Source organism: Oceaniglobus ichthyenteri (genome assembly GCF_003057885.1).
Lineage (GTDB): Bacteria > Pseudomonadota > Alphaproteobacteria > Rhodobacterales > Rhodobacteraceae > Oceaniglobus > Oceaniglobus ichthyenteri.
In genome coordinates, this window is record NZ_QAGK01000001.1 from 427,674 (window position 1) to 454,218 (window position 26,545).

Below are 26,545 nucleotides of genomic sequence, written 5' to 3' on the forward strand. Positions count from 1 at the left end.
ACCCGACTTCGATCGGCAGCAAATGGACAGAAAGAGGATACCCTCCGATGAGCGAACACGCCCGCATGGTGCAGGATTTCGAAACGTCAGAGAGCCACGCCCACGATCCCGAGGGCCGCTTGCCGCATGGATCAGGCATTGTGATCGCGCTGATCGCCAGCATTCCGATACTGCTATTTGTCGGCGGCTTTATCTGGCGTGTGGTGGTGTGATGGCCGAAATTACCGACATCACCCGCGAAATGAAACACGCCTGCGCCCTGCGCGAATTGCGCATGCGGCGCAGCACATATCCGAGGTGGGTGCGCGCCAAGAAAATGCGCCAATCCGAAGCCGACCGCGAAATCGCCGTCATGAAGGCCATCGCTGATGATTACGCCGCGCCGGATCTGTTGGGCGGGGTGGAGTAATGTTCGATGCAGCCCCAGAAACCGAACTGCCCATGATTATCGACAGCTTTGCCGGTGGCGGTGGGGCCAGCACTGGAATCGAACTGGCGCTTGGGCGCAGCCCCGACGTGGCCATCAACCACAACGCCGCCGCGCTTGCACTGCATGCGGTCAATCACCCGGAAACGCTGCACCTCGACAGCAATATCTGGGATGTTGCGCCGCTGGATGTCACGAAGGGGCGACACGTCGGCCTTTTGTGGGCCAGCCCCGATTGCAAGCATTTCTCCAAAGCCAAAGGCGGCGCGCCGAAAGATCGCAACATTCGGGATCTGGCGTGGGTTGTGGTCGATTGGGCTGAACAGGTGCGACCCGATGTCATCCTGATGGAAAACGTCGAGGAATTTTTGACATGGGGCCCACTCGGCGAAGACGGGCAACCATTGAAGGAGTTTTCGGGAATGACATTTGAACTCTGGGCTAAGCGCCTACGCCGCGCAGGATATCGGGTGCAGTGGCGCGAGCTGCGCGCATGTGATTATGGCGCACCCACGATCCGCAAACGGTTCTTCATGGTTGCGCGCCGTGACGGCCGCCCGATTTCGTGGCCAAAACCAACCCACGGCGATCCGAAGTCGCCCGCGGTAAAGCGCGGCCACCGGTTGCCCTGGCGGACGGCAGCAGAATGCATTGATTGGTCACTGCCCTGCCCGTCTATTTTCGATACCGGCCCCCAGATCATGGAAAAGCACGGCCTGCGCGCCGTCCGTCCGCTGGCGAAGAACACCATGGCACGCGTGGCGAGGGGAATGAAAAGATACGTTCTGGACAGCGCAGATCCGTTCATCGTGAACATCGCCAACTCCAAAACAACAACGGCAGGCGGACAGCATCACGCATTGGGCGCACCGCTGCTGGCGACCATGCGCAACAGTCAAAAGCCTTGGCAGGGATGCGATGAACCCACCCACACCATAACGGCGGGCGGCGCCGGGCTGACAACCATCGCCGCATTCATCGCACAGCACCACACCGGAGCGACCGGGCATGACGCGCGCGACCCGCTTTCGACCGTCGCAGCCACGGGCAGCCATCAAACGCCGATCGCCGCATGGTTCGCGAAATACTATGGCACCGGTGATGGCGCGCCGACGGGCGACCCGATGCATACCGTGACAGTCAAAGATCGCATGGGACACATGCAAGCCGCACTGTCGGCACCGCCCTTCACCAAGGATCACGCCACCCGGGCCCGCGATGTGGCCGACTTCATGCGTGCGCACGAAGCGTGGGATGATCGCGAATTTGTCACGATCAACATTCAGGGCGCGACCTTTGTGATTGTCGATATCGGGATGCGCATGCTCACGCCACGCGAACTGTTTCACGCCCAAGGGTTTCCTGCCGATTATGTGATCGAGGGGCACTGGACAGAACGCGACGGAGAATACACCTGGACCCAATTTCCGAAGAACGTCCAGGTTAGCTGCTGTGGAAACAGCGTCTGCCCACCCCTCGCCGAAGCACTGGTGCGGGCAAACTGTAAGCACCTGATGAAAGAAAGGATCGCAGCATGAGTGACCCAATGAAAGAAATGGAACGATACCATGACGCAACACGAACCATAATTGACGGGCGTGATCCGGTCACAGATATGGCCGCTGTAATGGTCACATTAGAGGGAGCGGTGGCCGCAACGCTCTTGATGGTTATGAACGGGGATCACCGCAAAGCCGTCGGGATGCTGAATGAAGGGCTTGTTCCGGGCGTCGAGCACAGGATTGCCTTATCGGCATCAAGGACAGGTGCAGCATGACTGACACCCTAGCCGACGCCCTGCCCCGCGAGATCGCCCGCGTCAGCGCGAAACGCGACAGATGGCGCGATATGGCCGCTGAACATCCCGCGATTGCAATGGGCATGAATATGACAATCGCAATCATGCAGGCCGAAATTGATCACGCGGTGCGCGCCTGCGCCATCGGCGACGTGGTTGAAATGATGGCCGCGCTCGACTCTTTACGGGGGTACGACGACAATGACTGACCACCCACGTCGCATCCAGCTTTCCCGCGTCAAAGGCTGGCGCAAACCTGACGATGCTGTTGTTGTGGCACGCCCGACCAGATGGGGTAACCCGTTTGACTTCCGCGCGGCGGCAGAGGCGGGATATGGCGACGGACGCGCCGTCGCGGTTGATGCATTTAGGGGGTGGCTGCACGGCGAGGATTGGGGCTTACCCACGAGTCAGACTCGCGTCAGCATGGCCGCCAAGAAAGTCGTCATCCTACGAAACTTAGCCGAACTGCGCGGCAAAGACCTGTGCTGTTGGTGCGCGCTGGATCAGCCGTGCCATGCAGATGTGTTGCTTGCGATCGCAAACCCGCCTGAAAGTGAAACCCCATGAGCAACATCCAACACATCCACGTTGCGACAGCTGCGCAGGTGGCCGAAGCACCGCGCGTGATCGGGTATGTCAGCGCGGCAACCTTGGCACAGCTGCTGGACATCAGCGCAGGCACAGTGGCCGAATGGGTCAAACAGGGCCACCTGCCCCGCCCTATCAAGATCGGCGGATCGAACCGATGGAAATGGACAGAGATTGAAAAACGGTTCAGCACCGGGTCTAGTGAGCCGGTTGACCCAATCCTGAAAGCATCCCGTGGCGGCTGACCTGACCCTTGAACAATATGTGCAGCGCAAGCGGCGCGGGGCGCGCGAGTATTTTTACTTTCGCGTGGTGCGTCATGGCGTGGAAACTCGCCTCCCCTTGCCACATCCGTTCAGCGCCGATTATCGCGCGGCCTATGACGCGGCGCATGTGTCGGTTTTTGGCATCGCACCGAACGAATTTGAAAGCCCCACCGCGATCACCGCATTGATCCGTCAGCACAAAGACAGCGCGCGATATCACAACCTGCCCCGCCCATCGCGCCGGTTGCGCGATTATGCGCTGGATCTGATGATGGATCGCTGGGGCGCATTTGATGCCACGGCAATCCGCCCGGTGCATGTGCAGGCGCTGTATGACAGCTTGGCCGATCGGCCTGCCACCGCAAATCGCCGCCTTGATGATATCAGCGCCGTGTTTGGTTGGGGCCGCACGCGCGGCTTTGCCGATGTGAACCCCTGCGCCCGGATCGAACGGGTGCAATCCACCGAATCGCGCGAACCGTGGCCCGATGATGCCCTGCGCACCCTGATCGATCAGGGCCAGCCGCATATCCTGCGACCGGCGCTGGTGGCCGCATACACCGGCCAACGGCGCGGCGATGTCCTGACGCAATTCGCCGATGCCCAGATCGATGGCGGGGTCTGGTATCTGAAACAGTCCAAGACCAAAACCGAGGTGCCGGTGCCCCTGCACCCGGTGATCCTGGCAATTGCCGAAACCGAACGGGTTGCGCGCCGGGCCGCCGGCATAGTTTCGCCGCGCCGCCCCCTGTTACTCAATTCGCGCGGTGAACCTTGGACCGGATCGGGCTATGGCGCGTCCTGGCGCACCGAGTTGATCCGCCTGGGCTTGCGCCCGAACCGCAATGACGAATATGCGGCCGATCAGTTTCAGCCGACGTTTCACGGGCTGCGCCACACCAGCGCCACTTTGATCGCCAACACAGTCGCCAGAAACCCCGATTTGTTTGGTGGAATCGCCCGCGTGAAATCAATGCTGGGCCACCTGACTGAGGCCATGGCCGAACACTATTCCAGGCGCGCTCAGGCGGAACATATGAACACCGAAACCATGCTGCTGTTACCCGAGATTGGGAACACCGCGCCCCAAATTGGGAACGCTAAAAACGCCGATTTCGCAAGTGACTGATTTCATTTGGTAAATGGTGGGTCGTGAGAGGCTCGAACTCCCGACATCTTCGGTGTAAACGAAGCGCTCTACCAACTGAGCTAACGACCCGATGGCGGCTGTTTAGCGTAGGTCGTTACGGATTGGCAAGAGCGTTTTGCACGGAAATTCAAAGTAATCCGCACCCTTGTGATGGCGCGGGTCTGGGCCCGTATTACAAAGCCCCTCCAGCGGTTCAAAATCGGCTATCTATCGCCCTCGTCTGACAGGCGGCTGGCCAACAGATCACCAGTTTCCGACAGAATCGGATATCCGATCAACGAAAATGATGTGTTGATCTGTTTCAAAACCCGCAGCGTTTCCTGATGGATGCTGCTGGTTTCGATGCTTTCGGTCAAACCTTCGCGCAGGCGGCCGAGATGTTCGCGCTGCAAATGCTGCTCGACAGTGCGGACCTTTTCCTTGGCGGCGACAAGTTCGCGCGCCGCATCGGGGTTTTGGGTCATCAGCACATTCAGGCCCAATTGCACGTTGGTCAAAACCCGGTCGTGAAAATCGCTGATTTCCACGCTGCCTTGGGTTGAAAATGTCACCCCCTCGCCATCTAGGCGGCGCGCCAATTCGGTCAGGTTGCGGGCAATGGCATCGGATGCTGCCTCAAGATTGCTGGCGATACTGGCCAGATCGTTGGATTTTTTGCTCTGGTCATCGTCCAGACCGTTGCGATTGAGCCGTGCGAGAAACAGCTTCAGCGTTTGATGCCGGGCGCGCACCCGTTCATGTTTGTCCTTGATCGCCTGACTCACCGCCCCATCCCAGCGTTGATACAGCGGCCCGGCGGCGCGCAACATGGTTTCGATCATCTCGCCAATATGCAGGATTTCACGCGCCGCCAATGTCAACGATTGATCGGCAGTCTGGCTCGTGCCGGTGTCCAGAATGCTGGCGCGGTCCAGATCGACGGTTGCGTCGGCTTTGCTGGGCATCAGGGCTTCGGTCAGGCGGGCAATCGGCCCCAACAGCGGCATCGCGATCAGCGCCAGCACCAGATTAAAGGCCAGATGCAGGTTGATCGTTTGCTGTGCACCATCCCGGCCCAGCCAGACCAAAGGGTTTTCCAGGTTAGACAGGATCACCAAGGCCACCGCCGCACCGCCGCCGCGCAGCGCCAGATTGGCCACAACCATTTGCCGCGCCGATACCGGCGCTGACAAGGTCAGCACATAGGCAATGAACGCACCGCCCAAATTGGCCCCCAATACCATCGCCACAGCCCCGGTTGCGGGCAAAAGCCCCTGCGCCACCAAGGTGACGAACAACAAAACCGCCGCCACGCTGGAATGCACAGCCCAGGCGAAAACCGCCCCGATGGCAAAAGCGGTCATGGCGTCGGTGCCCAGATATTGCATGGCCGCCACGGTGCCGGGGCTGTCAATCAACGGTTCGGCCGCGCTGCGGATCATATCGAGCGACACAAATATCAACGCCAGCCCGATCAGAACCCGCCCGACCTGGCGCGCACGGCCATTCTGGCTGCGCAAAAACAGCCCGACGCCAACCACCAGCAGAAGCGGAATAAGAAACGTCTGCCGTACCAACAACAGTTGCGCCACGATGGCCGACCCGACATCAGCCCCAAGCAGGATTCCTAAACCGACAAAGGTGGCGATGTTGCCCTTGGAGACGAAATTTGACACCAGAATCGCCACCGCAGTCGAACTTTGCAGCATGATCGCGGCGCCCGTGCCACTGATCGCCGCCAAGACGCGGCTTTTGGAGGAGCGGCGCAACCATTGGCGCAACTGCACCGAAAATGCCCGCTCAACCCCCGTGCGCACCAGCCGGACAGACCAGATCAAAAGCGATGCTGCCCCGGCAATATGAAGGATGAACAAAAGGATGTTGGGGTGTTGCACAGCAGGCTTTCTTTGGGGGGCACGAAGGGGGGTTAAAAGGAAAATGGCCCGCTGCCGCGATCCGGGCCAATATGGATACTGCGAAAGGTGCCCAGCCAGTCATGCACCAGATAGCCGCCCGGTTCGGTGAAAAATCCAACCGGCGCGTCGGGGCGGAAATCGGTGGCAAATGTGCTGCACGTGGCGGGGCAGGACATTGCAACAGCGCCGCCAACCTCGCCCATCATAACGCTGTGAATATGGCCACAAACCAGCCGCACATGGGCCTGTGTCCTGCGCAGGATATCGGCCAGGGGCGCGATGCCATCCAGACCGATCCTGTCCATGAACGCGATTCCCGACGCAAACGGCGGATGGTGCAGCGCCAGCAAAACCGGCCCCTGCCCCGCCTTTTCAAGCTCTTTTTCGAGAAAATCCAAGGTGTCGGCGTCCAACGTGCCGCCGCCTGCGCCCTCAACCAGGGTATCCAACCCGATCAGGTGCAGATCACCGATTTTCGTGGCCCAGTTCAGCCGCCCGGATTTGGGCAACTGGGAAAATGCCGCGCGCATCGGTTCGCGCAGATCATGATTGCCGGGAATGACCCACGTGGGCAGGTTCAGCGGCGCGATAAGTTCGTGAAACAACGCATAGCTGCCGGGCGAGCCATCATCGCTGATATCCCCTGTCACCAACAGCGCGTCAATCGGACCGATCCGGGGCAGATCATCGATAATGCGCGCAACGATCTTTTTCAGATGCGCAGCACTGTCAATGCACCCCGATACGATCCCGGGCGGGGTGACGATATGTGGATCGCTGATTTGAAGGATACGAACCATAAGACCCTACTTAATTCCGGCGCGCAGAAACGCCTGCACAAACTGACGCTGAAAGATCAGAAAGGCAATCAGCAGTGGCGCGACCGACATCAGCGTGGCGGCGGAAATCACGCTGATATCCACCCCGTTTTCCGGCGCGCCAAAAATCGACAGACCCACGGTCAGGGGCCGGGTGTCGGGCGAATTGGTCACGATCAGCGGCCACAGAAAATTGTTCCAGTGGGTCGAAACCGACACCAACGCATAGGCCAGATAGGTGGGTTTGGCCAAAGGCACATAGACGCGCCACAAAATTCCCAACAGGCCACAGCCCTCGATCCGCGCCGCCTCGTGCAATTCAATCGGCACGCCTTTGAACGCCTGACGCATCAGGAAAATGCCAAATGCACTGGCCATATAAGGCATTCCAACGCCCAAAATCGTGTCAAACAGGCCCAGGCGCGACACCATCGCATAGTTTTCAACGATCAACACCTCGGGCAAGATGAACAGTTGCATCAGCACCAGGATGAACACGAAATCCTTGCCCGGAAATTGCAACTGCGCAAAGGCAAAGCCCGCCAGGGTGGTCAGCACGAATTGCCCGATCAGGATAATCGTGACCAGGATAAACGTGTTGAAAAAGTATTTCAGCCACGGCGCACCGGCCCAGGCGGTGCGAAAATTATCCAGCGTCCAGGGTGACAGCAGGTTGAAATTTACCGCGTCCGATGTGGAATGGGTCGCCGCCCAAAACGCAAAAACCAAAGGCGCAATCCAGACGATTGCCAATAGAATCGCGCCGAAACTATCCATGAAGCGGGTCAGATCCTTCATTGGTAATGAGTCCTTTTGTCCATATAAAAGAACTGAATCGCGGCAACGATGCCCAGTACCAGGATCACCAAAATCGTCATCGCCGCCGCATGGGGCGCGTCGAAAAAGGCGAAGGCCATTTCCCAGATGTAATACAGGATCAGTTTTGACGCATCCGAAGGCCCGCCTTTGGTGAGAATGAACAAATGGTCAATCAATTTGACCGAATTGATCATCGCATTCACCGCAATAAACAGGGTTGTCGGCATCAACAAAGGCAGCACAATGCGGCGGGTATAGGTCCAGCGGCTCGCCCCTTCGATATCGGCGGCCTCTTTCAAATCTTCGGGAATGGTTTGCAGCGCGGCGAGATAAAAGATCATGAAAAACCCCGCTTCTTTCCAGATGGTTACGATGATAATCGCCCAAAGCGCGGTTTCCGGCTGGCCCAACCAGTTGACCGAGGGAAAGCCAAAAAGCGAGCCGATCTGATCGAGCACGCCCAAGCCCGGCGTGTAGAAAAACAACCACAGGTTCGCCGCCGCGATCATCGGCAAAACCGTGGGCGTGAAATAAGCGGTGCGCACAAAACCGCGCGCCGAGATCTTGGAATTGGCCCATAAAGCCATGGCCAGCGCGATGCCAATCGACACCGGAATCGTCACGCCGGCATAAAACAGATTGTTGCGCACAACGAGCCAGAATGTCGGATCGGCAAACAGATCGGCGTAATTTCCCGTACCGATAAATTCGGTCGGATTGCGCCGGGTGCCGCGTGAAAACAGGCTGGACCACAGGGTGGCGATTGACGGGTAAAATGCAAAAACCGTCAGCAGCACCGCCGCGGGCGATAGCAACAGCCAGCCATAAATGGCCTGTCTGCGGCGTTCAAGATTGGCGTGGGCCGACATGGGCGGTGACTCCGGGGGTGGGATGGGCCGGTACGGATGCACCGGCCCAAATTGGGTTTACTGATACGGGGCCAACAAACGTTCGGCGGCGGCCTGCGCCTCGGCCAAGGCATCAGGGGGGGTTTTCGAGCCGGTCAGGGCCGACTGAATCGCATTGTTCAGCCCATCGCGTACGCGCGCCGTCTCAAAGGTGGAAAATTCGGCAACCGCGCTTTCCAACTGATTGCGCGCCACCAAAGCAGGCGGAAATTCGGCGGTATATGCCTTTAACGCCTCGGTTTCATAGGCGGCGGGCGACACGCCCATATATCCCGTGGCGATTGACCATTCGGCGGCCTGTTCGGGCGCTGTCATGAATTGCATCAGCTTCAGTGCGGCGGCGCGCTCTTCTTCGGTTGTGTCTTTGAACAGATAGAAATTGCCGCCCCCCGTTGGCGATCCGGGGCGCACATTGGCGGGCAATTCAGCCACGCCAAAATCAAAGCTGGCGGCATCTTTCACGGCAGTCAGGTTGCCGGTTGAATGCCACATCATCGCGGTTTGCCCCTCAAGAAACGCCTGGCGCAATGTGCCCCATTCGACGGTTCCGGTGGGCATGATGCCATGTTCGCGCGACAGGGATTGCCAGAATTCAAGTGTTTCAACCACGGCCGGATCATCGAAATAGGTTGTCAGGCCGTCGCCCGACATCAGCTCTTTGCCATTCTGAATCGCAAGCGCCTGAAACATCCAATAGGGATAACCGGTGGACGGGATCATCAATCCATAGGTATCGCCCTTGGTCAGGGCCTTGCCCATTTCCACCATTTCATCCCAGGTTTTGGGCGGTGTTTCCGGGTCTAACCCCGCCTCGCGAAACAGGTCTTTGTTGTAATAGGCCACGATGGTTGAGCGTTGAAATGGAATGCCCCATGTCTGCCCTTCGATCTGACCATTGGCCATCAGCGCGGGGTAAAAGCCGGTTAACCATTCCTTATCGGCGTCGGTGGTTGCGACCTCTTCAAAAGGCACGATCAGTTCCTGTTCGATCAGATCATAAGCATCGATCGAAAACATCACCGCCAATTGCGCCGCCTCGCCCGAGGCCAGCGCCGACAGCGCGCGCACGCGGGTATCATCATAATTGCCCGAATAGATTGCGGTAACGTTAATATCTGGGTTTTCCGCCTCAAAATCGGCGACGATCCCATCGACCACCTCGGTCAGCGCCCCACCCACGGCGATGGGGTAATACATGGTTAATTCGGTTTCGGCCTGGGCCGGGGCAAACACCCCCGCCGCCATGGCGGTGGCAAGCCCCAGTGCGGTTGTCGAAAACAGTTTCATAGCATCCTCCGTTGGTTTGGTATCACGCGCGCGGCCTCAGGGGGCCGCGATTCTTTCGCCCGCTGCGTTGAAAACGTGCAGGTGGTCATCGCTGAAATTGATTTCCACGGGCTGACCTTCGGGCATCATCGCCATGCCGGGTTTCAAAACGCTTAGGCCCGTCGCCCCCGCGTAATTCAACCCGATCAAGGTTTCCGCGCCTAAAAATTCGCTTTCGTTGACGGTACAGCTGAGCCGCCCCTGCCCCTGTGGCACGATGTCGATATGTTCGGCGCGTAGCCCGATTTTGCGCCCTTCGCCGAACCCCTTGATCGCGCCCGAATCGATCAGGGCCATGGGCGGCGCGCCGACAAATTCGGCCACAAAGGTGTTGTTGGGGCGATTATACAGGGCCTCGGGCGCGCCAACCTGTTGGATATAACCGTCTTTCATCAGCACGACCGTGTCGGCCATGCTCATCGCTTCGGTCTGATCATGGGTCACATAGACCACGGTGATGCCCAGATCCCGTTGCAGTTTCTTGATATCCTTGCGCACCGAATTGCGCAATTTTGCGTCAAGATTGGACAGGGGTTCATCCATCAGGCACAACCGTTGACCGGCAACAATGGCGCGCGCCAAGGCGACGCGCTGCCGCTGCCCGCCCGACAATTCGCCGGGCTTGCGATTTTCATAGCCCAACAGCCCGGTGATTTCCAAAGCACGGTGCAGTTTCTTTTGCCGCTCGGCCTTTGGCACACGCCGCACCTTAAGGCCGAACACCACGTTTTCCGCGACCGACAGATGCGGAAACAGCGCATAGGATTGAAATACCATCGACAGGTTGCGATCCGACGCCGCGCTGGTGGTCACATCTTTGCCATCGATCAGGATTTGCCCCTGATCCGGCCATTCCAACCCCGCCAAAAGCCGCAGTGTCGTTGATTTTCCGCACCCCGACGGGCCCAAAAGCGCGGTAAAGCTGCCTTCGGGGATGTCCAGCGTGATGCCCTCAACCCCCAATTGCCCGTTCCAGCGTTTGCCAACGTCTTTCAATTGCACAAAGGGGTCTTGGGTCATGTCGGCTCTCCTTCGGCAATCAACAGCCTGTCTTTTATACGGTCCAAAAGCGGGGCGAATGCCGGGCCGGGGTGACGATCAACAATCACCCTATCAATATCGGCAATGTTGTCACCCAGCGCCGGCGCCTGACGGCCAAACTTTGAACAATCCACCACCAAGATCGATTGTTGCGCATTTGTACAAATCTTTTGTGTCGCGCGTACTTCGGTTGTGTGAAATTCCAACAATCTGCCATCCGCCGCGATGCCAGCAGCACCAAACACGGCAAATTCTGCCCGAAACCGGCTGAAAAACTCCAAAACATCATTGCCCAGAATATCGCGGTCCGGCAGGCGCACTTCGCCCCCCGGCAGAATGATCCGGTTCGACAGTTCGTCAGACAGCGCCATCGCCACGCTCAGATTATTTGTGATCACGGTCAGCCCCTTGCGGCACTGCAATGCCTTGGCCACCGCAAGCGGGGTAGAACCGATCGAGATGAACACCGTCGCCCCATCGGGAATAAGCGCCGCCGCCGCCTGGCCAATCGCGCGTTTTCCCAACAGGTTGGTATCGGCGCGTTGATCGAACGGTGTGTTCAAATATTCCTTGCTCAGCTCAATTCGGCCATGGACCCGGTGCAGCATGTCGCCCTCACACAGCGCATCAAGATCACGCCGTATCGTTTGCATCGAAACACCAAACCCTTCGGCCAACGCGCCAACCGTTGCCGCGCCCTGCTCCAACACAAGATCCGATATCGCCTGCCTACGGCTGCGTTTTCTCGATGACATGCGCCCCCCGCCATACCTGGCTGATGCGATACTAGGATTGAAAAAGCCACAAAACAACAAAAAATGCCGACACAAGGGAAATCTTTACCGGCAGGCCGCGAATATCGGGGTTTTGCGGCGGCCTATCCAACAAAGAACAAAGCGTTGTCTGCCACGACGGGCCGCAACAGCCCCGCCTTTCCCGATCATCCCCGTTGCTTGCCCCCCTTCAATCCCATAAACGCATGGCAATCACATTCATGGGAGACACCAGATGTCCAAAACTCACGGCTTTGATACCCTGCAAATTCATGCCGGCGCCACACCCGACCCCACAACCGGGGCGCGCAACACGCCGATTTACCAAACCACCGGCTATGTGTTTCGCGATGCCGATCACGCCGCAGCGCTGTTTAACCTGCAAGAGGTGGGATATATCTACTCGCGCCTGACCAACCCCACCATCGCCGTACTGCAGGAACGCATTGCAACCCTTGAAGGTGGCGTCGGTGCCGTGTGCTGTTCCTCGGGTCACGCCGCGCAAATCATGGCGCTGTTTCCGTTGATGAGCCCGGGCATGAATGTCGTTGCCTCGACCCGCCTTTATGGCGGTACGGTTACGCAGTTTGGCCAGACGATCAAACGGTTCGGATGGTCAGTCAAGTTTGTTGATTTTGATGATACCGACGCCGTCAAGGCCGCGATTGATGACAACACGCGCGCCGTGTTCTGTGAATCCATCGCCAACCCCGGCGGATACATCACCGATCTGGATGCGATTTCCGCCATTTCCAACGCCGCTGGCGTGCCATTGATCGTGGATAACACCAGCGCGACGCCCTATTTGTGCCGCCCATTCGAACATGGCGCTGCGTTGGTCGTACATTCCACCACGAAATATCTGACCGGGAATGGCACCGTCATGGGCGGATGCGTGGTGGATTCGGGCAATTTTGACTGGTCGGCATCCGACAAGTTTCCATCGCTCAGCGCGCCAGAGCCGGCCTATCATGGTCTGACATTCCACGAAACGTTCGGACCCATGGCATTTACGTTTCACGGCATTGCCATCGGCCTGCGCGATCTGGGCATGACGATGAACCCCCAGGCCGCCCATTACACATTGTGCGGCATCGAAACCCTGTCGTTGCGTATGCAACGCCACGTGGAAAACGCTGTGAAAGTGGCGAAATGGCTCGAGGCGGATCCGCGCGTCGAATATGTCACCTATGCCGGATTGGAAAGTTCGCCCTATTTTGATCGCGTTGAAAAAATCTGCCCACGCGGTGCCGGGGGCCTGTTCACCTTTGCGGTGAAGGGTGGATATGACGCATGCGTGAAAATGATCGACTCGGTTGAAATTTTCAGCCACGTGGCGAATTTGGGCGATACGCGCTCGCTGATCATCCATTCGGCCAGCACAACCCACAGGCAGTTGACCGAAGACCAACAGCGCGCTTCGGGTGCTGCGCCCGAGGTTGTGCGCGTTTCAATCGGGATCGAAAGCGCCGAAGACCTGATCGCCGATCTGGATCAGGCCCTGACCAAGGCCACCGCCTGAACAACAAAGGGGACATTGAAAAATGTCCCCTTCTTTCATGATACTATCGACCGATGTTAATCCATTACATGAAGGTCAGTCTTTCAGTTCAAAGATCATGCGCACCCGCGCGTTGATCTCCAACTCGCCCGCGGCAATCGGCATGGAGCGGAAGCTGGCGCTTTCCATCATTGGCATTGGCGCGGGGCTGGCGCCGTCTTCGGATATCTCGATTACATCGCCCAGAGCGACATTCGCTGCACCGGCGTAAAGGGCCGCCTTGGCCATGGCATCGGCCACCGCCGCCTGACGCGCCTGGTTCAGCAAAGGTGCCGGATCTTGCACTGCAAAGCTGAAACCAGAAAACTGGTTGCCGCCCGATTGCGCCACCAGATCCAGAAGTGCGCCCAGACCATCCAGATTTCGCACACGCACGGTCACGTCACTGCGCGCTTCGTACCCTACCACTTCTGGTCGCTCACCGCGCTGATCTGACTGTTGGTAAACGGGTTGAACGTTGATCTGGTCGGTCTGGATATCGCGTGCTTCGATTTGATTGCTTTCCAACGCGGCCACAACACCGCCCATCTGTTCTGCGACGGCAGAAAATGCCGCCGCGGCGGTTGAATCCTGTGCCGAAACACCCAAGTTTATTCGCGCCATATCCGGAACGGCGGCCACCGTTCCTTCGCCAATGACGGCAATCCGCCCATCATCGGCGAAAGCCGGCCCAATTGCCGCCAAACACAAGGTAAAAACCCCTGCGATCCACATCCGCCTGCTTACATATGCCATAACTGGCCCTTTCTTCTGGTGTTTATACTTAATAACCTGATGACACGTTTAGGTTTCGGAAACCTCTTTTTGTTTTCCTCGGCGGAAAGCTGCTATAGAAGAATAAAAATCAGCCGAGGGACTCCTGCGCGCGCCGCCACATGTTAGAGCATTGATATGAAGCCGAACTTTATCTTAGAATTGTCCCACGACGGTATCCGCCTCAAGTCGAATGGATCTGGCGCGTCCGAAGACTTGGGTCATGTCGCGCTGTCGGATCCAGATTTCGATGCAAAAGTAACCGATATGCGCAACGGGGTGGCCGAGCAGTCGGATTTCCCCATGGCAACCGAACTGAGGATTCCGGATTCCGAGATTTTATATACCACCCTCGACGATCCTGAATTTGATCCCAAATCCGCCAAGGCAGACCGCGCCAAGCTGCGCCATGATGCCGTTTGTCAGGCTTTGGAAGGGATGACCCCTTATGCCCTGAACGATCTGAATTTCACGTGGAAGGTCAAAGGCAAAGGCGAATTATGTGTCGCCGCGGTGGCGCGTGAAACCCTGGCCGAGGCGGAACAGTTCGCCGCAAGTCGCGGGTTCAATCCTGTCTCTTTCGCGGCGATGCCGGGCAAGGATAAATTCAAGGGTTCGGTCGATTTCGGGGCCACGGCCCTTCAGATTCAGCGTGACAGGGCCGCCGCGCTGGAAAAAGCAGAGGCCGAGCGCAAAGCCGTCGCGCCCGAACCGCCCAAAGCGGAACCAGTTGTTGAACCTTCTGCGCCGAAAGTGGAGACCACACCGCCGAAAACCGCAGATGTGCCTGATCAACCGCCCGCAAAAACCGATTCGGCCAAAGCAGCGGATGACGCAGCGCCAAACGCTCCGACTTTGGATGATCCGGCGCCAAATTCCGATACAAAACCTTCGGAAAAAGCACCTGCTCAACAGGAAAAACCGTCCAAATCGATGGAAAAATCGCAGACTGCTTCGGGGCGTGTGACGCCCCCTGTCGCCGGGGGTGACGCCGCCAAACCGCGTGCCGAAAAAAACGTCGCGCCAAAAGAACCCGAAGCGGCCGAAAAACCCGATCTGTCAGCGGCGGCAGAAAAACCTGTCGAAATGCCACGGGTTGGATTTTCACAGCCTCGGGTCAATGATCCTCTGCCCCCTTTGGATGACGCAGCAGATGGCGCGGCGGTGTTGGATGATGTGCCGCCTATGCCGGTGGCCTTTGCGTCACGGCGCAAACCCGTGGCCAAACCGCCGATGGTGGCGGGCGCGAAATCTCCCGGGCCGCTGACACCCGGCGTTGCGGCGACGCCCCGGCCCAGCGAATCCGCCCCCAAGGACACACCGGCGCGCGATGATAGCAAAGACAGCCGCCTGAGCCGCATTGCCGCGCGATTTGCGGTGTCACCTGACACCGAAGATGCGCTGCCACCACCGCCCCCACGCCGCGCGCCGATCCCGGGCGGCGGGTCTGCCAAATCTGTCGACAAACCCGGCGCACCCCGGCCAACCCGCGCTGCCGCATTGCCCGACACGCGCGACGCCGCCGCCAGCCTTTCGCCCATAAACGACTCCGATGGAAACCCGCTGCCGCCCCCCGCCCGCGATACGATAAGCGCGCGGATGGCAAAGGGTGGAAAGCTGAACGAAGCCGAAGCGATGACCGTGTTTGGTGCACGCGATGTCAGACCGGGGCGGTCATTTGCCCCGCTTGTGATCGGGCTCATCGTGGCTGCATTGCTGGCCATTGGCGTTTGGACCGCGTTTTTCCTGGCCGGTGACGATCAGGTGACGAACACGCCCGAGGCCGCAGCGCCCGAAGAGACCGCCAATCTGACACCGGCCATTTCCCCCGCCGCCACCATGCCGGATGATGTCACAGTTGATGAACCTACGGAAACTGCGCCCACTGACCAACCGACCGAAGACGCGCAACCGCTTCCAAGTACGGATGTCGCCGATCTGACCCAATCTCAAGAGCCAGAGCAATCCGGCACAGAACGCGTCGCGCGATCCGACTCGACAGTTGCAACTTTGGGGCCCATCGCCCCGGCACCGCCAAACGCCGATGGCCTGCCCCTGACCGAATCCGCGCCCCCGCCTTTGGCCAACGATCCTTTGCAGCGGCCGCCAAATGTTAATGATGATTCCGTGGGCCGTTACGCCACAACCGGCATATGGGTGGCACCGCCAGACGCACCCTCTGATCTTAACATTGATCGGTTGGAGGACATCCATGTCGCCTCTACCGATGCCAATCTTGCCGTGGGCGCGTTTCAACCGGTCACAGAGATCGCAGCCCCCAATGCGCCACGCATCCCCGCGCGCCAGTTGCCCCCGGCACCGTCGGGGCAGAGTTTTGATCTGGACGCGCGCGGTCTGGTCCGCGCCACACCCGATGGCGCAATTTCACCCGATGGCATCCTGATCACCGCGGGCCGCCCGGACAAGACACCGCCAGCCCGCCCCGATCGCCCCACGGCTTTGACACCCGCGTTGGAAAATCAGCCTGATCTGCCGCGCATCCGCCCCCGCGACCGTCCTTCTGATTTGGCCGAAGAAACCAATCTAACACCCGAAACGACGCCCGAGCCTGATACCCGGTTGGCCGCCCTGCAACCGCGCGCCCGCCCCGCTGACGCCGCGCCAACGGGCGATAATGACATCCAAGACCGGGCGCGCGCGGCGGCCTTTGCCGTGACCGGCGCATCGACTGCGACGCCCCAGGCGCCGGTCACCGCACCAGTTCCGCGCAAAGCACCGGCTGACCTTGTCGCCCTGCGCCCCGTACCCCCTGCCGAGCCAGCCGAAGAGGCTGTGGTCCCCGAACCGATCAGCCCCTATGCCGTGGCCCAATCCCGCCTGCCAAAGGGAAAACCGCGCAATTTTGACCGTCTGGTCGCCCAGGCACGCGCCAAAGCCCCCGAAGTCAAGGAACAACAGGTGACCCGTGTTGCGGCGCCCGCTGCCGTTGTCACCCCCAGCATTCCGTCGCGCGCGTCGGTGGCCAAACAGGCCACTGTCAAAAATGCCATCAATCTTGGAAAACTGAACCTGATTGGCGTTTACGGAAGCACATCCAATCGTCGCGCACTTGTCCGTTTACCATCCGGACGGTTCGTAAAGGTCAAAGTCGGAGACTCGATTGATGGCGGCCGAATTGCAGCAATCGGCCAAAGCGAGTTGAGCTATACAAAATCCGGACGTCGCGTCACGCTGCAAATGCCCCAAGGCTGACCTTCAAGCGCAGACTTCCCCCGGATCGGCATCAGGACCAATCTGAATGGTCTGTTTTTGCAGATGCCATGATGTGCCCTCGTCATTTTCTGGAAATAAAGTTATGACGCGGTGGCTCAACCGCTCCTGTAATAAAGCCATAAGGTGAACATGGAAATATTCCTGTACCAAGCCACGATTTATCTGACCGCCGCTGTGGTTGCGGTGCCTTTGGCCACGCGTCTGGGGCTGGGTTCGGTTTTGGGATATCTTGCCGCAGGAATCCTGATCGGCCCGACATTGGGCCTTGTCGGCAGCGAAACCGCAGAGTTACAGCATTTCGCGGAATTCGGCGTGGTCATGATGTTGTTCGTGATCGGGCTTGAGCTTGAGCCAAAAGTGCTTTGGGCGATGCGCCATCGGCTTTTAGGCTTGGGCGGCTTGCAGGTGTTAACCACCATCGCGCTGATCGCGGCGGGTGCCGTGGCGCTTGGTCTGCCGGCGCCACAGGCGGTCGCGATTGGCATGGTGTTCGCCCTGTCCTCCACAGCCATTGTTTTACAAACCTTGTCGGAAAAGGGGTTGATGCAAACCTCTGGCGGGCGGTCTTCCTTTTCGGTGCTGCTCACTCAGGATATCTCGGTTATTCCGATGCTCGCCTTTATGCCGCTTCTGGCGTTACGCTCCCCTCGCGCGGGGCCATCCGTCGATGATACGGCACTCCAATCCCAACCCGATTCACCCAACAGCCTGGCCGAAAACGCACAAGAGGCCACCGAAGCCTTGACCGCAGGCGAGCCTGAGAAAACCGCCGAGGCCGCAATTACCCTGGTGCAAAGCCTGCCGGCATGGGGAATCACGTTGGTCACGTTGGTGGCGGTCGGTTTGATCGTTTTGTTCGGCATGTATGCAACGCGGCCGATCTTTAAATTCATCCACCGCGCGCATCTACGCGAACTCTATGTGGCCTTGGCGCTGCTTATCGTGATTTCCATCGCCTTCGTGATGACATTGGTGGGATTATCACCGGCCCTTGGCACCTTTTTGGCGGGCGTCGTCCTTGCCAACTCGGAATTTCGCCATCAACTGGAATCCGATATCGAACCCTTCAAGGGTTTGCTTCTTGGGTTGTTCTTTATCACGGTTGGTGCCGGCATCAGCTTTCCAACATTTTTTGCGGCCCCCCTCACTCTGCTTGGCCTCACTCTTGCGGTGATGGTCACAAAAGGTGTCATCCTTTACATTCTTGCGCTGATATTCAAAATCAAAGGCCGTGATCGGTGGCTTTTTACATTGGGGCTGGCACAGGCGGGGGAATTTGGGTTTGTCTTGGTGTCTTTTGCGCTAAGCACCGATGTTTTGCCTGCCGATTTGGCGCAAACCCTGCTTTTGATCGTCGCTTTGTCGATGTTGCTGACCCCGCTTGCCTTTATTGTCTATGATCGCCTGTCTGCCCGGATGACCACGACATCGGACACACCTGAACCTGATGAAATCGACGATCAGCAGCCGATCATCATCGCCGGGGTTGGCCGTTTTGGGCAGGTGATCAACCGCATGATGCAGATGACCGGCCTGCGGACCACCGTGATCGACAGCAACTTGGAAACCGTGCAACTGATGCGCAAATTCGGTTTCAAGGGGTTCTTTGGCGACCCGACCCGCCCTGAACTGTTGCACGCCGCGGGTTTGCAATCGGCACGGGTGCTGGTCGTGGCCCTCGACAATCGTGAGGCGGCGCTGAAACTGGTCCGTTATGCCAGAAAAGAGCGCCCTGATCTGCACATTGTCGCGCGGGCTTATGACCGTGTGCACACCTATGAAATGTTCAATGCCGGTGCCAATGATATCGTACGCGAGGTTTTCGACAGCTCGCTGCGCGCCGGGCGGTATGTATTGGAAAATCTGGGCATTCCCGATCTGGAAGCAAAAGAGATGGAGCACGAGTTTTTTAAACACGACCGGCACGCGCTTCTTGAATTGGCCGAACTTTGGCAACCCGGCGTGCCGCTGGATCGCAATTCCGCCTATGTGGCCCGCGCCCGGGCGTTAAATAAAGAGCTTGAGACAGCGCTGGTCCGCCAATCGGGCGATCGCAAACAAACGGGTACAGATGGTTAGATGCCGCAGGAAACCATAAAAGCTGTGAAATATGTGCTTTCTCAGTGCTGATCTAATGCCGCCGCCTATCCATCGGTCACGCCCGCCTCGGCAAAGGTGGCCATGCCCGAATGGCAGGCAATCGCGCCCTTCAACACCCCCAGCGCCAATGCGGCGCCCGATCCTTCGCCCAGGCGCAGTCCAAGATTCAACAACGGCACTTTTCCCAGCCTCTCCAACAACGCCGGATGGGCATCTTCAGCAGATTGATGGCCCGCCACACAATGATCCAGCCCGCCATCAATGATAAGGGCCAGCGGCGCAACCGCCGCACAGCAGATGAAACCATCCAATATAACCGGAATCCGCAACATCCGGGCACGCAAAACCGCCCCCGCCATCGCCGCCATTTCGCGCCCCCCCAAGGCCGCCAAAACTTCCAGCGGATCACCCAGAATATCGCGATGACGTGCCAATCCGGCCTCGACCACCGCAACTTTTGCCGCCAACGCATCGCCGACAAAACCTGTACCGGCCCCCGTCCACGCGGCTGCACCGCCGCCAAACAACGCCGCCGCAACAGCCGCCGCTGCCGTTGTATTACCGATGCCCATTTCACCCACCACCACCACATCGGCATCTGGATCAACGGCGTTCCATCCCACATCCAGCGCGGCCAGAAATGCGCGATGATCCATCGCGACGGTCTGGGTAAAATCGCCTGTCGGATTTTCCAGCTCCAATTCGAACACATCCATCCGCGCGCCGAAACACTGCGCCAATTGGTTGATGGCGGCCCCCCCGGCACGGAAATTTGCCACCATCTGCACGGTGACTTCGGGTGGAAATGCCGATACGCCGCGCGCCGCCACGCCGTGATTGCCGGCAAACACGATGACTTGCGGTGCTTTTATCTCTGGCCGGTCTGTCCCCCGCCAGCCACCATACCAGATCGCCAGATCCTCCAACCGGCCCAGGGCCTGTGGCGGTTTGGTCAACTGCCCATTGCGCGCCCTCGCCCCCGCAATGGCAGCGTCATCCGGTCCGGGTGCGCCAGCGAGGACCGTGCGTATATCAGTAATGGAGGCAAAGGGCGTTTGGAACATCGGATCATCCTGGTTGCTCTGGGTCACGGCCCTGTTTAACCATTGGAAAAATCAGTGAAAGCAGTATTCCAAGGGGATCGAATGTCGGACCGAAATAAACCAGTCTTTGCCGACATCGCCGCCGCATTGGGCCTGCTTTCGCGCCTGCCGATCCCGGTGAATGGGTCACAGACGCAGAGGCGCGGCGCGGCCTCTGCCTGGGCGTGGCCGGTTGCAGGCGCGCTGATCGGCGCATGCTCTGGCGGCATTGGGTTTATGGCCCTCGCTCTGGGAATGCCGCCGAAACTGGCGGCGGGGTTCGTTTTGGCAACCGGAGCGATCATAACCGGTGGTCTGCACGAAGACGGCCTGGCCGATACCGCCGATGGCCTGTGGGGCGGCTGGACCCGTGAGCGGCGTTTGGAAATCATGAAAGACAGCCATATCGGCAGCTATGGGGTGATCGCTCTGATCCTTTCGTTTGGGCTGCGATGGGTGGCGTTGACCGCCATGTTTGAAACTGGCCTAGGGGCCTGGGGCGTCATCGGGGCGGCGATTTTGTCGCGCGCGCCCATGGTGGTGCTGTCGTGGCGGATGACACAGGCGCGCCCTGGCGGCCTTTCCGCTTCGCTCGGGCGGCCCGACGGGCGCACCGCGGCGCTGTCGGTCTTTGTCACCCTTCTGATGGCCACGCCGCTGCTGGGTCTGGCGCTGGTTCCAGCCATGCTCGCCGTGACACTCAGCACCGCGGTGTTTGCCCGCATCGCACAGGCCAAGATCGGCGGGCAAACCGGCGATATCCTGGGCGCGACACAGCAATTGGGCGAAATCGCCGTGCTTGCCACGCTCGCCACATTGGCCATTTAGGCGCCAATCAAAGAATGCAATGCGCCCGCACGGGCGCCCCTTTTGATCATATGCGGCAATAAAAAAACCGCCGCTCAGGGTTGCCCTGAACGGCGGTCAATAATGCAATCAGCCCGGATCAGGCGGCGCGACTGATCAAGACATCGCCAACCTGCTTTTGCGCCAGCACCTCGTCGCCGCCGGTGACAGCCGCCACTTCACGGGTCAAACGCTCAAGCGCGGCTTCGTACAACTGACGCTCGGAATAGCTCTGCTCGCGCTGATCGTCGGTGCGGTGCAAATCGCGCACCACTTCAGCAATGGCAATCAGATCGCCCGAGTTGATCTTTTGCTCATATTCCTGCGCGCGGCGTGACCACATGGCTTTTTTGACCTTGGCCTTGCCTTTCAGCGTTGTCATCGCCTTGTTTACCACGTCGGGTGAAGACAGGGCGCGCATGCCGACTTCGGTGGCCTTGTGGGTGGGCACCCGCAACATCATCTTGTCTTTTTCAAATGAAATCACGAACAGTTCCAGCGTCATGCCGGCAATTTCCTGCTCTTCCACAGACACCACTTGACCCACACCATGGGCGGGATACACAACAAATTCATTCGGACGAAAGTCCAACTTTTTCGACTTACTCATTCAGACACATTCCTCGTAAGGACCCCAGACATCGGGCGCAGAAAACACGACGGGAACACACACATCCTCCCGTCGTTTGTTCGATTGGTGGGTCAGATTCCCAAGAACAGCATCTTGCGCCTTATTCAACACCTGCCACTATAGCATAAAAAACAGCTATCTCAAAGACATCGCTGCGTTACAGCGAAACGCCCTGCAAAATAAGGCGAATCGACGGATATTGTTCCGTTTCAGGGCATAAAACGGCCACCGGGCGCGAATCAGCCGCCTTCGCCGGGGGCTTCGCTGAAATGCGTTTGCAGTTTGCCCTCTTTGCCGTCCAACTCTTCTGCGTCGGGCAATGGGTCTTTTTTGGTGATGATGACCGGCCAGGCCTCGGAGTATTTCCGGTTGAATTCCACCCATTTTTCCATGTCAGGCTCGGTATCGGGGCGGATGGCATCAGCAGGGCATTCAGGTTCGCAGACGCCGCAATCGATGCATTCATCCGGATGAATGACCAGCATGTTTTCGCCTTCGTAAAAGCAATCAACGGGGCACACTTCCACGCAATCCGTGTATTTGCAGGCGATACAATTGTCGGTGACGATATAGGTCATAGGCTCGGTTCCATCTCAGATTGTCTGTCACCTAGACGAGACATCGCAATCATTCAAGCGGTCGAAAGCGCGCAGTCTCTGACATCCGCTCCATGTCGCGGCGATCTTTCTTTGTGGGTCGGCCCCCGCTGTCAAAACGCGGTCCGGTCGGGGCTTTGGGTGGTGGGGGTGGCGAGGTATCGATATACAGCGCCTGCGCCTCGGGGGCCGGGCCTCGACGCACGCCACATGCGGCAATTTCGACGACGCGAATCGCGTCCCCTTGGGCAAAGGTCAAAACATCGCCTGCCCCGACTGCGTGGGCCGGTTTACCCGCCCGCACGCCGTTTATCCGAACGTGTCCGCCCGAAACAAGTTTGGCCGCCAAGGTGCGGGTTTTGAAAAACCGCGCATACCACAGCCATTTGTCCAGGCGAATCGTCTCAGCTTTTGTCACGCAGCCCCATCAGCGCGGCGGCAAAGGGGTTATCAGGATCAATCGGTTTTTCCTTTTTGGGCGGGCGCGCCTCAAACTTTTGGCTCTTGTTTCCGCTCTGGGGCGGCTTGCCTTTGCGCGGCGCACCCTTGCCGCGCGGTTTGCCATCAGATTGCGGGCGTTTGTTGGCGTCACGCTCGCGGCGGGGGCCACGGGATTGTTCGCGCGCACCACGGTTTCCGGCCCAAGTGAACGTGTAAAACACCTCCATCTCGGGCGGCGCGGGTTCAACGGCGGCGGCCGGATCGGCATCGCCGGGGGTCTGGGCCGCTTCGGTGGCTGGCAAATCTGCGGCGGCGCCGGTATCAAGCGCCTGATTGAGCATCGGATCGCCCGGGTTTTCCATGGCCGCATCAACAGGAACGACACCGGAAACAGCGGCGGCTTTTACCTTTGGCCGCTCGCCTTTTTCGGCGCGATACCCAAGGCCAGTCATCAGCGCGCTGAATTGCTCCAGCGTCATACCGGTAATCGACAGCATGTCGGCGCTGGCCTCAAAACCGCCACGGCTGTCTTGTCCGCGCAGCATGTCGGCCAGACGCTCCAACATATCGATTCGGATCGCGCGATCGCCCGCAACGCGGTAGCCTGACATTGTTGCCGCCTCGCGGTTGATGTCGGCAGGCACCGGAATGGTCACCAACCCCGGTGGCGGGCTTTCGGGAAATTCGTTCAACCCTTTGGAAAGCGACCATAATACCAGGCGCAGGCGGGTTGGCGCGGGCTTCAGCAACAAAGGCATGAAGATGGTGAACTGGCCAAACCGGATTCCGTGCTTGCGCAATACGCCGCGCGCGTCCTGATCCAATTCCTTGACCTCGTTCATCACCTGATCCCGCGGAATCAGGCCCATGGTTTCGATCATCCGAAAGGCAAAGCCACGCGCCAGACCGGTAAGGGTTTCATCGCGCTGCATGTTCAGCAACGGCTCCATCAACGTGGCCACACGGCGGTCGATGAAATGCTGCAACCGGCGCTGCACCTTCTGGGCCACGTCGTGGCCTGCCTCGTCATCGACGAACGCTTCGATCCCCGGCTTCATCGGTTCCGGTCCGGCGACCAATTTGCCGACCGCATGCGCGCCCCACATCAACCCACCCTGCTCGGTGAAATCGATTTCGGTGTCGGGCGCGTTGTAAAACCGGTCTGCCCGCAAGTGAAATTCCGGGCGCAAGGCCGCAACCGCCGCCTGGCGCAGCGTCTTTGCCTCATCCGGTGAGGCGGATGTATCCTGTTGAAAGCGAAAGCCCTGAAGCCGCCCCAACGCCTGACCTTCGACGGTCACTTCACCTTTGTCATTTACCTCGGCCAAAAGGGCCTCCTTTTGTTTGAGCCGGCGCAGCAACACAGATGTGCGCCGATCCACAAATCTTTGCGTCAAAGCCCCGTGAAGAGCATCTGACAGGCGGTCTTCTACGGCACGCGTCGCCCCGCGCCAATGTCTTTCGTCATCTACCCAGCCTTTACGTTGTGCGACATAGGTCCATGTACGAATATACGCCAATCTTTTGGATAACGCATCAATATCTCCATCGGTTCGATCAATCCGTTTAATTTGTCGCGCCAGCCAGTCATCAGGCACCCTGCCCCATTCGGCCAGAAAGCCGAATATCTTTTCCAACAGCCCCGCATGTTCGCCCGGAGAGATACCGCGAAAGTCGGGGATTCGGCAGACATCCCAGAGCAGGCGCACGCCGCGCGCATCGCTGCACCGCATCATCACCTCGGGCAAGGCGGTCAGAGTTTTTAGCGCGCTGAGATCATCCGCTTCGCGCGCGCGCACCAACCAATCAGCAGCGCCGCTGGGCAGGCTCGGGTTGCCTTCGCAGGGGGCCTCTAAACTGCGGATCAGGGCATCTGGGGTGCCAAATTCCAACCGCGCACTGCGCCACACCAGCTTTTTCAACGGGGTAAACCGGTTTTCCATGATCGCCGCGGCCACGCCTTCGTCAAGCGGCGGGGCTTCGCCGGTCACGCCAAATGTGCCGTCTTTCTGATACCGCCCGGCCCTGCCCGCAATCTGGGCCAGTTCGTTGGGCGCAAGATTGCGCATCCTGCGGCCGTCAAATTTTGACAGCCCCGAAAACGCCACATGATTGATATCAAGGTTCAGCCCCATCCCAATGGCATCGGTCGCCACCAGAAATTCAACATCGCCGTTTTGATACATTTCAACCTGGGCATTGCGGGTGCGCGGCGAAAGCGCGCCCATGACCACCGCAGCGCCGCCTTTTTGGCGGCGGATCAATTCGGCGATGGCATAGACGTTATCAACCGAAAACCCGACAATCGCACTGCGCGGCTGCATCCGGCTGATTTTCTTGGCGCCCGAATAAATCAGCTGTGAAAATCGCTCGCGCCTGAGGAATTGCGCGGTGGGCACCAAGGCGGCAATCGCGCCCTTCATGGTTTCAGCGCCCAGAAACAGTGTTTCGTGGGTGCCACGGGCGCGCAAAAGCCGATCGGTAAATACGTGCCCACGTTCCGGATCGGCGCAAAGCTGAATTTCATCAATGGCCAGAAAATCGGCGCCCATGCCATCTGGCATCGCCTCGACCGTGCACACCCAATATTGCGCCCGGTCCGGCACGATCCGTTCTTCGCCCGTCACCAGCGCAACAACCGAAGGCCCCCGTGCGGCAACGATTTTATCATACACCTCGCGCGCCAAAAGACGCAAAGGCAGGCCAATCACACCGGTGCGATAGGCCAGCATCCGTTCAATCGCGTAATGCGTTTTGCCGGTGTTGGTGGGGCCAAGAACGGCGGTGATCCGCCCAGTGGTTTCCATCGCTGCTCTCGTTTTTGGCAAAGCTGGACTGCTAACAGACAGCATTCGGCGACAAGGCTCAAGGGGTCAAAGTTCGACACCCTCGGCAATCACTGTCAGCCGCGCAATTGCTTTGGCGGCACTGGGGCTGGCGGGGTAAATTTCGGCCACCGCACGCCATGCCTGCAGGGCTTGGGCATTATACCCCAATTCCTCAAGCAAGGTGCCGAACCCCGACAGCGCGGCAAAATGGCGCGGGTTCAACGCCAGCGCCATCTGAACATCGGCCAAGGATTCGCCAAAGCGGTTCATCTGATACAGGGCCGTGGCCCGTGCGTTATACGCTTCGGCGAAATCGGGCGCATGATCAATCAGCGCCGAGAAATGCTGTATCGCCAGCACCACATCGCCCTGCTCGATCATCTCGCGCCCGCGCGCCAAAAGCAGATCCATGGCGGGTGATCCGCTTTTGCTCCACTCATCCCAGATTTTTTGGGCAATCGGTTCGGCGGTTTGCGCATCAGCGGTTTTCAGAGCGGCGAACAGATCATCCAACTCTGCCTGTTGTGCCACGCCGGGAAATGCCGCACAAAAAGACAAAGCAACCGCCGCAATCATAGATGTGAGACTTTTCATATCCGCTCCCATAACCTGTTGAACATCTTAGCGCCGCTTGCGCAAAATGCACCCCACAGCAGATCAC

26 protein-coding genes and 1 tRNA gene are annotated in these 26,545 nt (G+C 58.8%); 12 read left to right on the forward strand and 15 right to left on the reverse strand.

Annotated features, from left to right (window positions below):
- The first annotated feature begins 47 nt into the window (after positions 1-47).
- From C8265_RS19385 to C8265_RS02055, 8 genes are read left to right on the forward strand one after another with little or no spacing between them, the layout of a single operon-like run.
- Positions 48-212, forward strand: a complete 165-nt coding sequence (locus tag C8265_RS19385) for a hypothetical protein (RefSeq protein WP_164512241.1) — start codon at positions 48-50, stop codon at positions 210-212.
- A complete protein-coding gene (locus C8265_RS19390; protein ID WP_164512242.1) occupies positions 212-409 on the forward strand; it encodes a hypothetical protein in 198 nt (65 codons plus the stop codon). The genes C8265_RS19385 and C8265_RS19390 overlap by 1 nt, the downstream gene beginning before the upstream one ends.
- Positions 409-1,965: a DNA cytosine methyltransferase gene (locus C8265_RS02030; RefSeq protein WP_108482291.1), complete on the forward strand. Its 1,557-nt coding sequence runs from the start codon at positions 409-411 to the stop codon at positions 1,963-1,965. Before C8265_RS19390 ends, C8265_RS02030 begins: the two co-directional genes overlap by 1 nt.
- The gene (locus C8265_RS02035) at positions 1,962-2,204 is read left to right on the forward strand and encodes a hypothetical protein (protein WP_108482292.1); all 243 of its coding nucleotides are present in this window, start codon (positions 1,962-1,964) and stop codon (positions 2,202-2,204) included. Before C8265_RS02030 ends, C8265_RS02035 begins: the two co-directional genes overlap by 4 nt.
- A complete protein-coding gene (locus C8265_RS02040) occupies positions 2,201-2,434 on the forward strand; it encodes a hypothetical protein (RefSeq protein ID WP_108482293.1) in 234 nt (77 codons plus the stop codon). The genes C8265_RS02035 and C8265_RS02040 overlap by 4 nt, the downstream gene beginning before the upstream one ends.
- Positions 2,427-2,795, forward strand: a complete 369-nt coding sequence (locus tag C8265_RS02045; protein ID WP_108482294.1) for a DUF4326 domain-containing protein — start codon at positions 2,427-2,429, stop codon at positions 2,793-2,795. The genes C8265_RS02040 and C8265_RS02045 overlap by 8 nt, the downstream gene beginning before the upstream one ends.
- Positions 2,792-3,061, forward strand: coding sequence for a helix-turn-helix transcriptional regulator (locus C8265_RS02050; protein ID WP_108482295.1), 270 nt, complete (start codon positions 2,792-2,794; stop codon positions 3,059-3,061). The genes C8265_RS02045 and C8265_RS02050 overlap by 4 nt, the downstream gene beginning before the upstream one ends.
- Positions 3,051-4,211 (forward strand): tyrosine-type recombinase/integrase, encoded by a 1,161-nt coding sequence (locus tag C8265_RS02055; RefSeq protein ID WP_108482296.1) that lies wholly within the window; start codon positions 3,051-3,053, stop codon positions 4,209-4,211. Before C8265_RS02050 ends, C8265_RS02055 begins: the two co-directional genes overlap by 11 nt.
- 14 nt (positions 4,212-4,225) lie before the next feature.
- On the opposite strand, the gene C8265_RS02060 is transcribed toward C8265_RS02055, so the two are convergent.
- The 8 genes from C8265_RS02060 to C8265_RS02095 all read right to left on the reverse strand — a co-directional run bounded on the left by C8265_RS02060 (position 4,226) and on the right by C8265_RS02095 (position 11,794).
- A tRNA-Val gene (locus C8265_RS02060) sits at positions 4,226-4,301 on the reverse strand.
- A 134-nt stretch (positions 4,302-4,435) separates the two neighbouring features.
- Positions 4,436-6,106 carry a Na/Pi cotransporter family protein gene (locus C8265_RS02065; RefSeq protein WP_206050235.1) on the reverse strand — a complete coding sequence of 557 codons (1,671 nt, stop codon included), beginning with the start codon at positions 6,104-6,106 and terminating at the stop codon, positions 4,436-4,438.
- 32 nt (positions 6,107-6,138) lie between these two features.
- The gene (locus C8265_RS02070) at positions 6,139-6,927 is read right to left on the reverse strand and encodes a phosphodiesterase (protein ID WP_108482297.1); all 789 of its coding nucleotides are present in this window, start codon (positions 6,925-6,927) and stop codon (positions 6,139-6,141) included.
- A gap of 6 nt (positions 6,928-6,933) precedes the next feature.
- Positions 6,934-7,743, reverse strand: coding sequence for a carbohydrate ABC transporter permease (locus tag C8265_RS02075; RefSeq protein ID WP_108482298.1), 810 nt, complete (start codon positions 7,741-7,743; stop codon positions 6,934-6,936).
- The gene (locus tag C8265_RS02080) at positions 7,740-8,633 is read right to left on the reverse strand and encodes a carbohydrate ABC transporter permease (protein ID WP_108482299.1); all 894 of its coding nucleotides are present in this window, start codon (positions 8,631-8,633) and stop codon (positions 7,740-7,742) included. The genes C8265_RS02075 and C8265_RS02080 overlap by 4 nt, the downstream gene beginning before the upstream one ends.
- 57 nt (positions 8,634-8,690) lie before the next feature.
- Positions 8,691-9,959 (reverse strand): ABC transporter substrate-binding protein, encoded by a 1,269-nt coding sequence (locus C8265_RS02085; protein ID WP_108482300.1) that lies wholly within the window; start codon positions 9,957-9,959, stop codon positions 8,691-8,693.
- 36 nt (positions 9,960-9,995) lie between these two features.
- A complete protein-coding gene (locus C8265_RS02090; protein WP_108482301.1) occupies positions 9,996-11,018 on the reverse strand; it encodes an ABC transporter ATP-binding protein in 1,023 nt (340 codons plus the stop codon).
- Entirely contained in the window at positions 11,015-11,794 is a 780-nt protein-coding gene (locus C8265_RS02095) for a DeoR/GlpR family DNA-binding transcription regulator (RefSeq protein WP_108482302.1), read from the reverse strand. Before C8265_RS02095 ends, C8265_RS02090 begins: the two co-directional genes overlap by 4 nt.
- A 253-nt stretch (positions 11,795-12,047) precedes the next feature.
- Between C8265_RS02095 and C8265_RS02100 the strand changes: the two genes are divergently transcribed.
- Positions 12,048-13,334 carry an O-acetylhomoserine aminocarboxypropyltransferase/cysteine synthase family protein gene (locus C8265_RS02100; protein WP_108482303.1) on the forward strand — a complete coding sequence of 429 codons (1,287 nt, stop codon included), beginning with the start codon at positions 12,048-12,050 and terminating at the stop codon, positions 13,332-13,334.
- A 75-nt stretch (positions 13,335-13,409) separates the two neighbouring features.
- On the opposite strand, the gene C8265_RS02105 is transcribed toward C8265_RS02100, so the two are convergent.
- Positions 13,410-14,108, reverse strand: coding sequence for an SIMPL domain-containing protein (locus C8265_RS02105; RefSeq protein ID WP_240610940.1), 699 nt, complete (start codon positions 14,106-14,108; stop codon positions 13,410-13,412).
- A 156-nt stretch (positions 14,109-14,264) separates the two neighbouring features.
- Between C8265_RS02105 and C8265_RS02110 the strand changes: the two genes are divergently transcribed.
- Both C8265_RS02110 and C8265_RS02115 read left to right on the forward strand, forming a co-directional pair.
- Positions 14,265-17,339: a hypothetical protein gene (locus C8265_RS02110; RefSeq protein WP_126623136.1), complete on the forward strand. Its 3,075-nt coding sequence runs from the start codon at positions 14,265-14,267 to the stop codon at positions 17,337-17,339.
- A gap of 150 nt (positions 17,340-17,489) precedes the next feature.
- The gene (locus tag C8265_RS02115) at positions 17,490-19,439 is read left to right on the forward strand and encodes a cation:proton antiporter domain-containing protein (protein WP_108482306.1); all 1,950 of its coding nucleotides are present in this window, start codon (positions 17,490-17,492) and stop codon (positions 19,437-19,439) included.
- A 65-nt stretch (positions 19,440-19,504) separates the two neighbouring features.
- Here C8265_RS02115 and cobT read toward each other — a convergent pair whose 3' ends face one another.
- Positions 19,505-20,524, reverse strand: coding sequence for a nicotinate-nucleotide--dimethylbenzimidazole phosphoribosyltransferase (gene cobT, locus C8265_RS02120; RefSeq protein ID WP_108482512.1), 1,020 nt, complete (start codon positions 20,522-20,524; stop codon positions 19,505-19,507).
- An 81-nt stretch (positions 20,525-20,605) separates the two neighbouring features.
- On the opposite strand from cobT, the gene cobS reads away from it, so the two are divergent.
- Positions 20,606-21,370 carry an adenosylcobinamide-GDP ribazoletransferase gene (gene cobS / locus C8265_RS02125; RefSeq protein ID WP_108482307.1) on the forward strand — a complete coding sequence of 255 codons (765 nt, stop codon included), beginning with the start codon at positions 20,606-20,608 and terminating at the stop codon, positions 21,368-21,370.
- 118 nt (positions 21,371-21,488) lie between these two features.
- Here cobS and C8265_RS02130 read toward each other — a convergent pair whose 3' ends face one another.
- The 5 genes from C8265_RS02130 to C8265_RS02150 all read right to left on the reverse strand — a co-directional run bounded on the left by C8265_RS02130 (position 21,489) and on the right by C8265_RS02150 (position 26,478).
- Positions 21,489-21,998, reverse strand: coding sequence for a CarD family transcriptional regulator (locus tag C8265_RS02130; protein ID WP_108482308.1), 510 nt, complete (start codon positions 21,996-21,998; stop codon positions 21,489-21,491).
- A gap of 260 nt (positions 21,999-22,258) precedes the next feature.
- A complete protein-coding gene (fdxA, locus tag C8265_RS02135) occupies positions 22,259-22,597 on the reverse strand; it encodes a ferredoxin FdxA (RefSeq protein WP_108482309.1) in 339 nt (112 codons plus the stop codon).
- Between the two features lie 49 nt (positions 22,598-22,646).
- A complete protein-coding gene (locus C8265_RS02140) occupies positions 22,647-23,033 on the reverse strand; it encodes an RNA-binding S4 domain-containing protein (protein WP_108482310.1) in 387 nt (128 codons plus the stop codon).
- Positions 23,020-25,863 (reverse strand): helicase-related protein, encoded by a 2,844-nt coding sequence (locus C8265_RS02145; RefSeq protein ID WP_108482311.1) that lies wholly within the window; start codon positions 25,861-25,863, stop codon positions 23,020-23,022. The genes C8265_RS02140 and C8265_RS02145 overlap by 14 nt, the downstream gene beginning before the upstream one ends.
- Before the next feature lie 66 nt (positions 25,864-25,929).
- Entirely contained in the window at positions 25,930-26,478 is a 549-nt protein-coding gene (locus tag C8265_RS02150; protein ID WP_240610941.1) for a tetratricopeptide repeat protein, read from the reverse strand.
- Positions 26,479-26,545 lie beyond the last annotated feature (67 nt).

Excerpts from the sequence above, each read along its gene's own strand:
- C8265_RS19385 (WP_164512241.1), top strand. The coding sequence starts at position 48 with ATGAGCGAACACGCCCGCATGGTGCAGGATTTCGAAACGTCAGAGAGC.
- C8265_RS19390 (WP_164512242.1), top strand. The coding sequence starts at position 212 with ATGGCCGAAATTACCGACATCACCCGCGAAATGAAACACGCCTGCGCC.
- C8265_RS02030 (WP_108482291.1), top strand. The coding sequence starts at position 409 with ATGTTCGATGCAGCCCCAGAAACCGAACTGCCCATGATTATCGACAGC.
- C8265_RS02035 (WP_108482292.1), top strand. The coding sequence starts at position 1,962 with ATGAGTGACCCAATGAAAGAAATGGAACGATACCATGACGCAACACGA.
- C8265_RS02040 (WP_108482293.1), top strand. The coding sequence starts at position 2,201 with ATGACTGACACCCTAGCCGACGCCCTGCCCCGCGAGATCGCCCGCGTC.
- C8265_RS02045 (WP_108482294.1), top strand. The coding sequence starts at position 2,427 with ATGACTGACCACCCACGTCGCATCCAGCTTTCCCGCGTCAAAGGCTGG.
- C8265_RS02050 (WP_108482295.1), top strand. The coding sequence starts at position 2,792 with ATGAGCAACATCCAACACATCCACGTTGCGACAGCTGCGCAGGTGGCC.
- C8265_RS02070 (WP_108482297.1), bottom strand. The coding sequence starts at position 6,927 with ATGGTTCGTATCCTTCAAATCAGCGATCCACATATCGTCACCCCGCCC.
- C8265_RS02075 (WP_108482298.1), bottom strand. The coding sequence starts at position 7,743 with ATGAAGGATCTGACCCGCTTCATGGATAGTTTCGGCGCGATTCTATTG.
- C8265_RS02080 (WP_108482299.1), bottom strand. The coding sequence starts at position 8,633 with ATGTCGGCCCACGCCAATCTTGAACGCCGCAGACAGGCCATTTATGGC.
- C8265_RS02085 (WP_108482300.1), bottom strand. The coding sequence starts at position 9,959 with ATGAAACTGTTTTCGACAACCGCACTGGGGCTTGCCACCGCCATGGCG.
- C8265_RS02090 (WP_108482301.1), bottom strand. The coding sequence starts at position 11,018 with ATGACCCAAGACCCCTTTGTGCAATTGAAAGACGTTGGCAAACGCTGG.
- C8265_RS02095 (WP_108482302.1), bottom strand. The coding sequence starts at position 11,794 with ATGTCATCGAGAAAACGCAGCCGTAGGCAGGCGATATCGGATCTTGTG.
- C8265_RS02100 (WP_108482303.1), top strand. The coding sequence starts at position 12,048 with ATGTCCAAAACTCACGGCTTTGATACCCTGCAAATTCATGCCGGCGCC.
- C8265_RS02105 (WP_240610940.1), bottom strand. The coding sequence starts at position 14,108 with ATGGCATATGTAAGCAGGCGGATGTGGATCGCAGGGGTTTTTACCTTG.
- C8265_RS02110 (WP_126623136.1), top strand. The coding sequence starts at position 14,265 with ATGAAGCCGAACTTTATCTTAGAATTGTCCCACGACGGTATCCGCCTC.
- C8265_RS02115 (WP_108482306.1), top strand. The coding sequence starts at position 17,490 with ATGGAAATATTCCTGTACCAAGCCACGATTTATCTGACCGCCGCTGTG.
- cobT (WP_108482512.1), bottom strand. The coding sequence starts at position 20,524 with ATGTTCCAAACGCCCTTTGCCTCCATTACTGATATACGCACGGTCCTC.
- cobS (WP_108482307.1), top strand. The coding sequence starts at position 20,606 with ATGTCGGACCGAAATAAACCAGTCTTTGCCGACATCGCCGCCGCATTG.
- C8265_RS02130 (WP_108482308.1), bottom strand. The coding sequence starts at position 21,998 with ATGAGTAAGTCGAAAAAGTTGGACTTTCGTCCGAATGAATTTGTTGTG.
- fdxA (WP_108482309.1), bottom strand. The coding sequence starts at position 22,597 with ATGACCTATATCGTCACCGACAATTGTATCGCCTGCAAATACACGGAT.
- C8265_RS02145 (WP_108482311.1), bottom strand. The coding sequence starts at position 25,863 with ATGGAAACCACTGGGCGGATCACCGCCGTTCTTGGCCCCACCAACACC.
- C8265_RS02150 (WP_240610941.1), bottom strand. The coding sequence starts at position 26,478 with ATGAAAAGTCTCACATCTATGATTGCGGCGGTTGCTTTGTCTTTTTGT.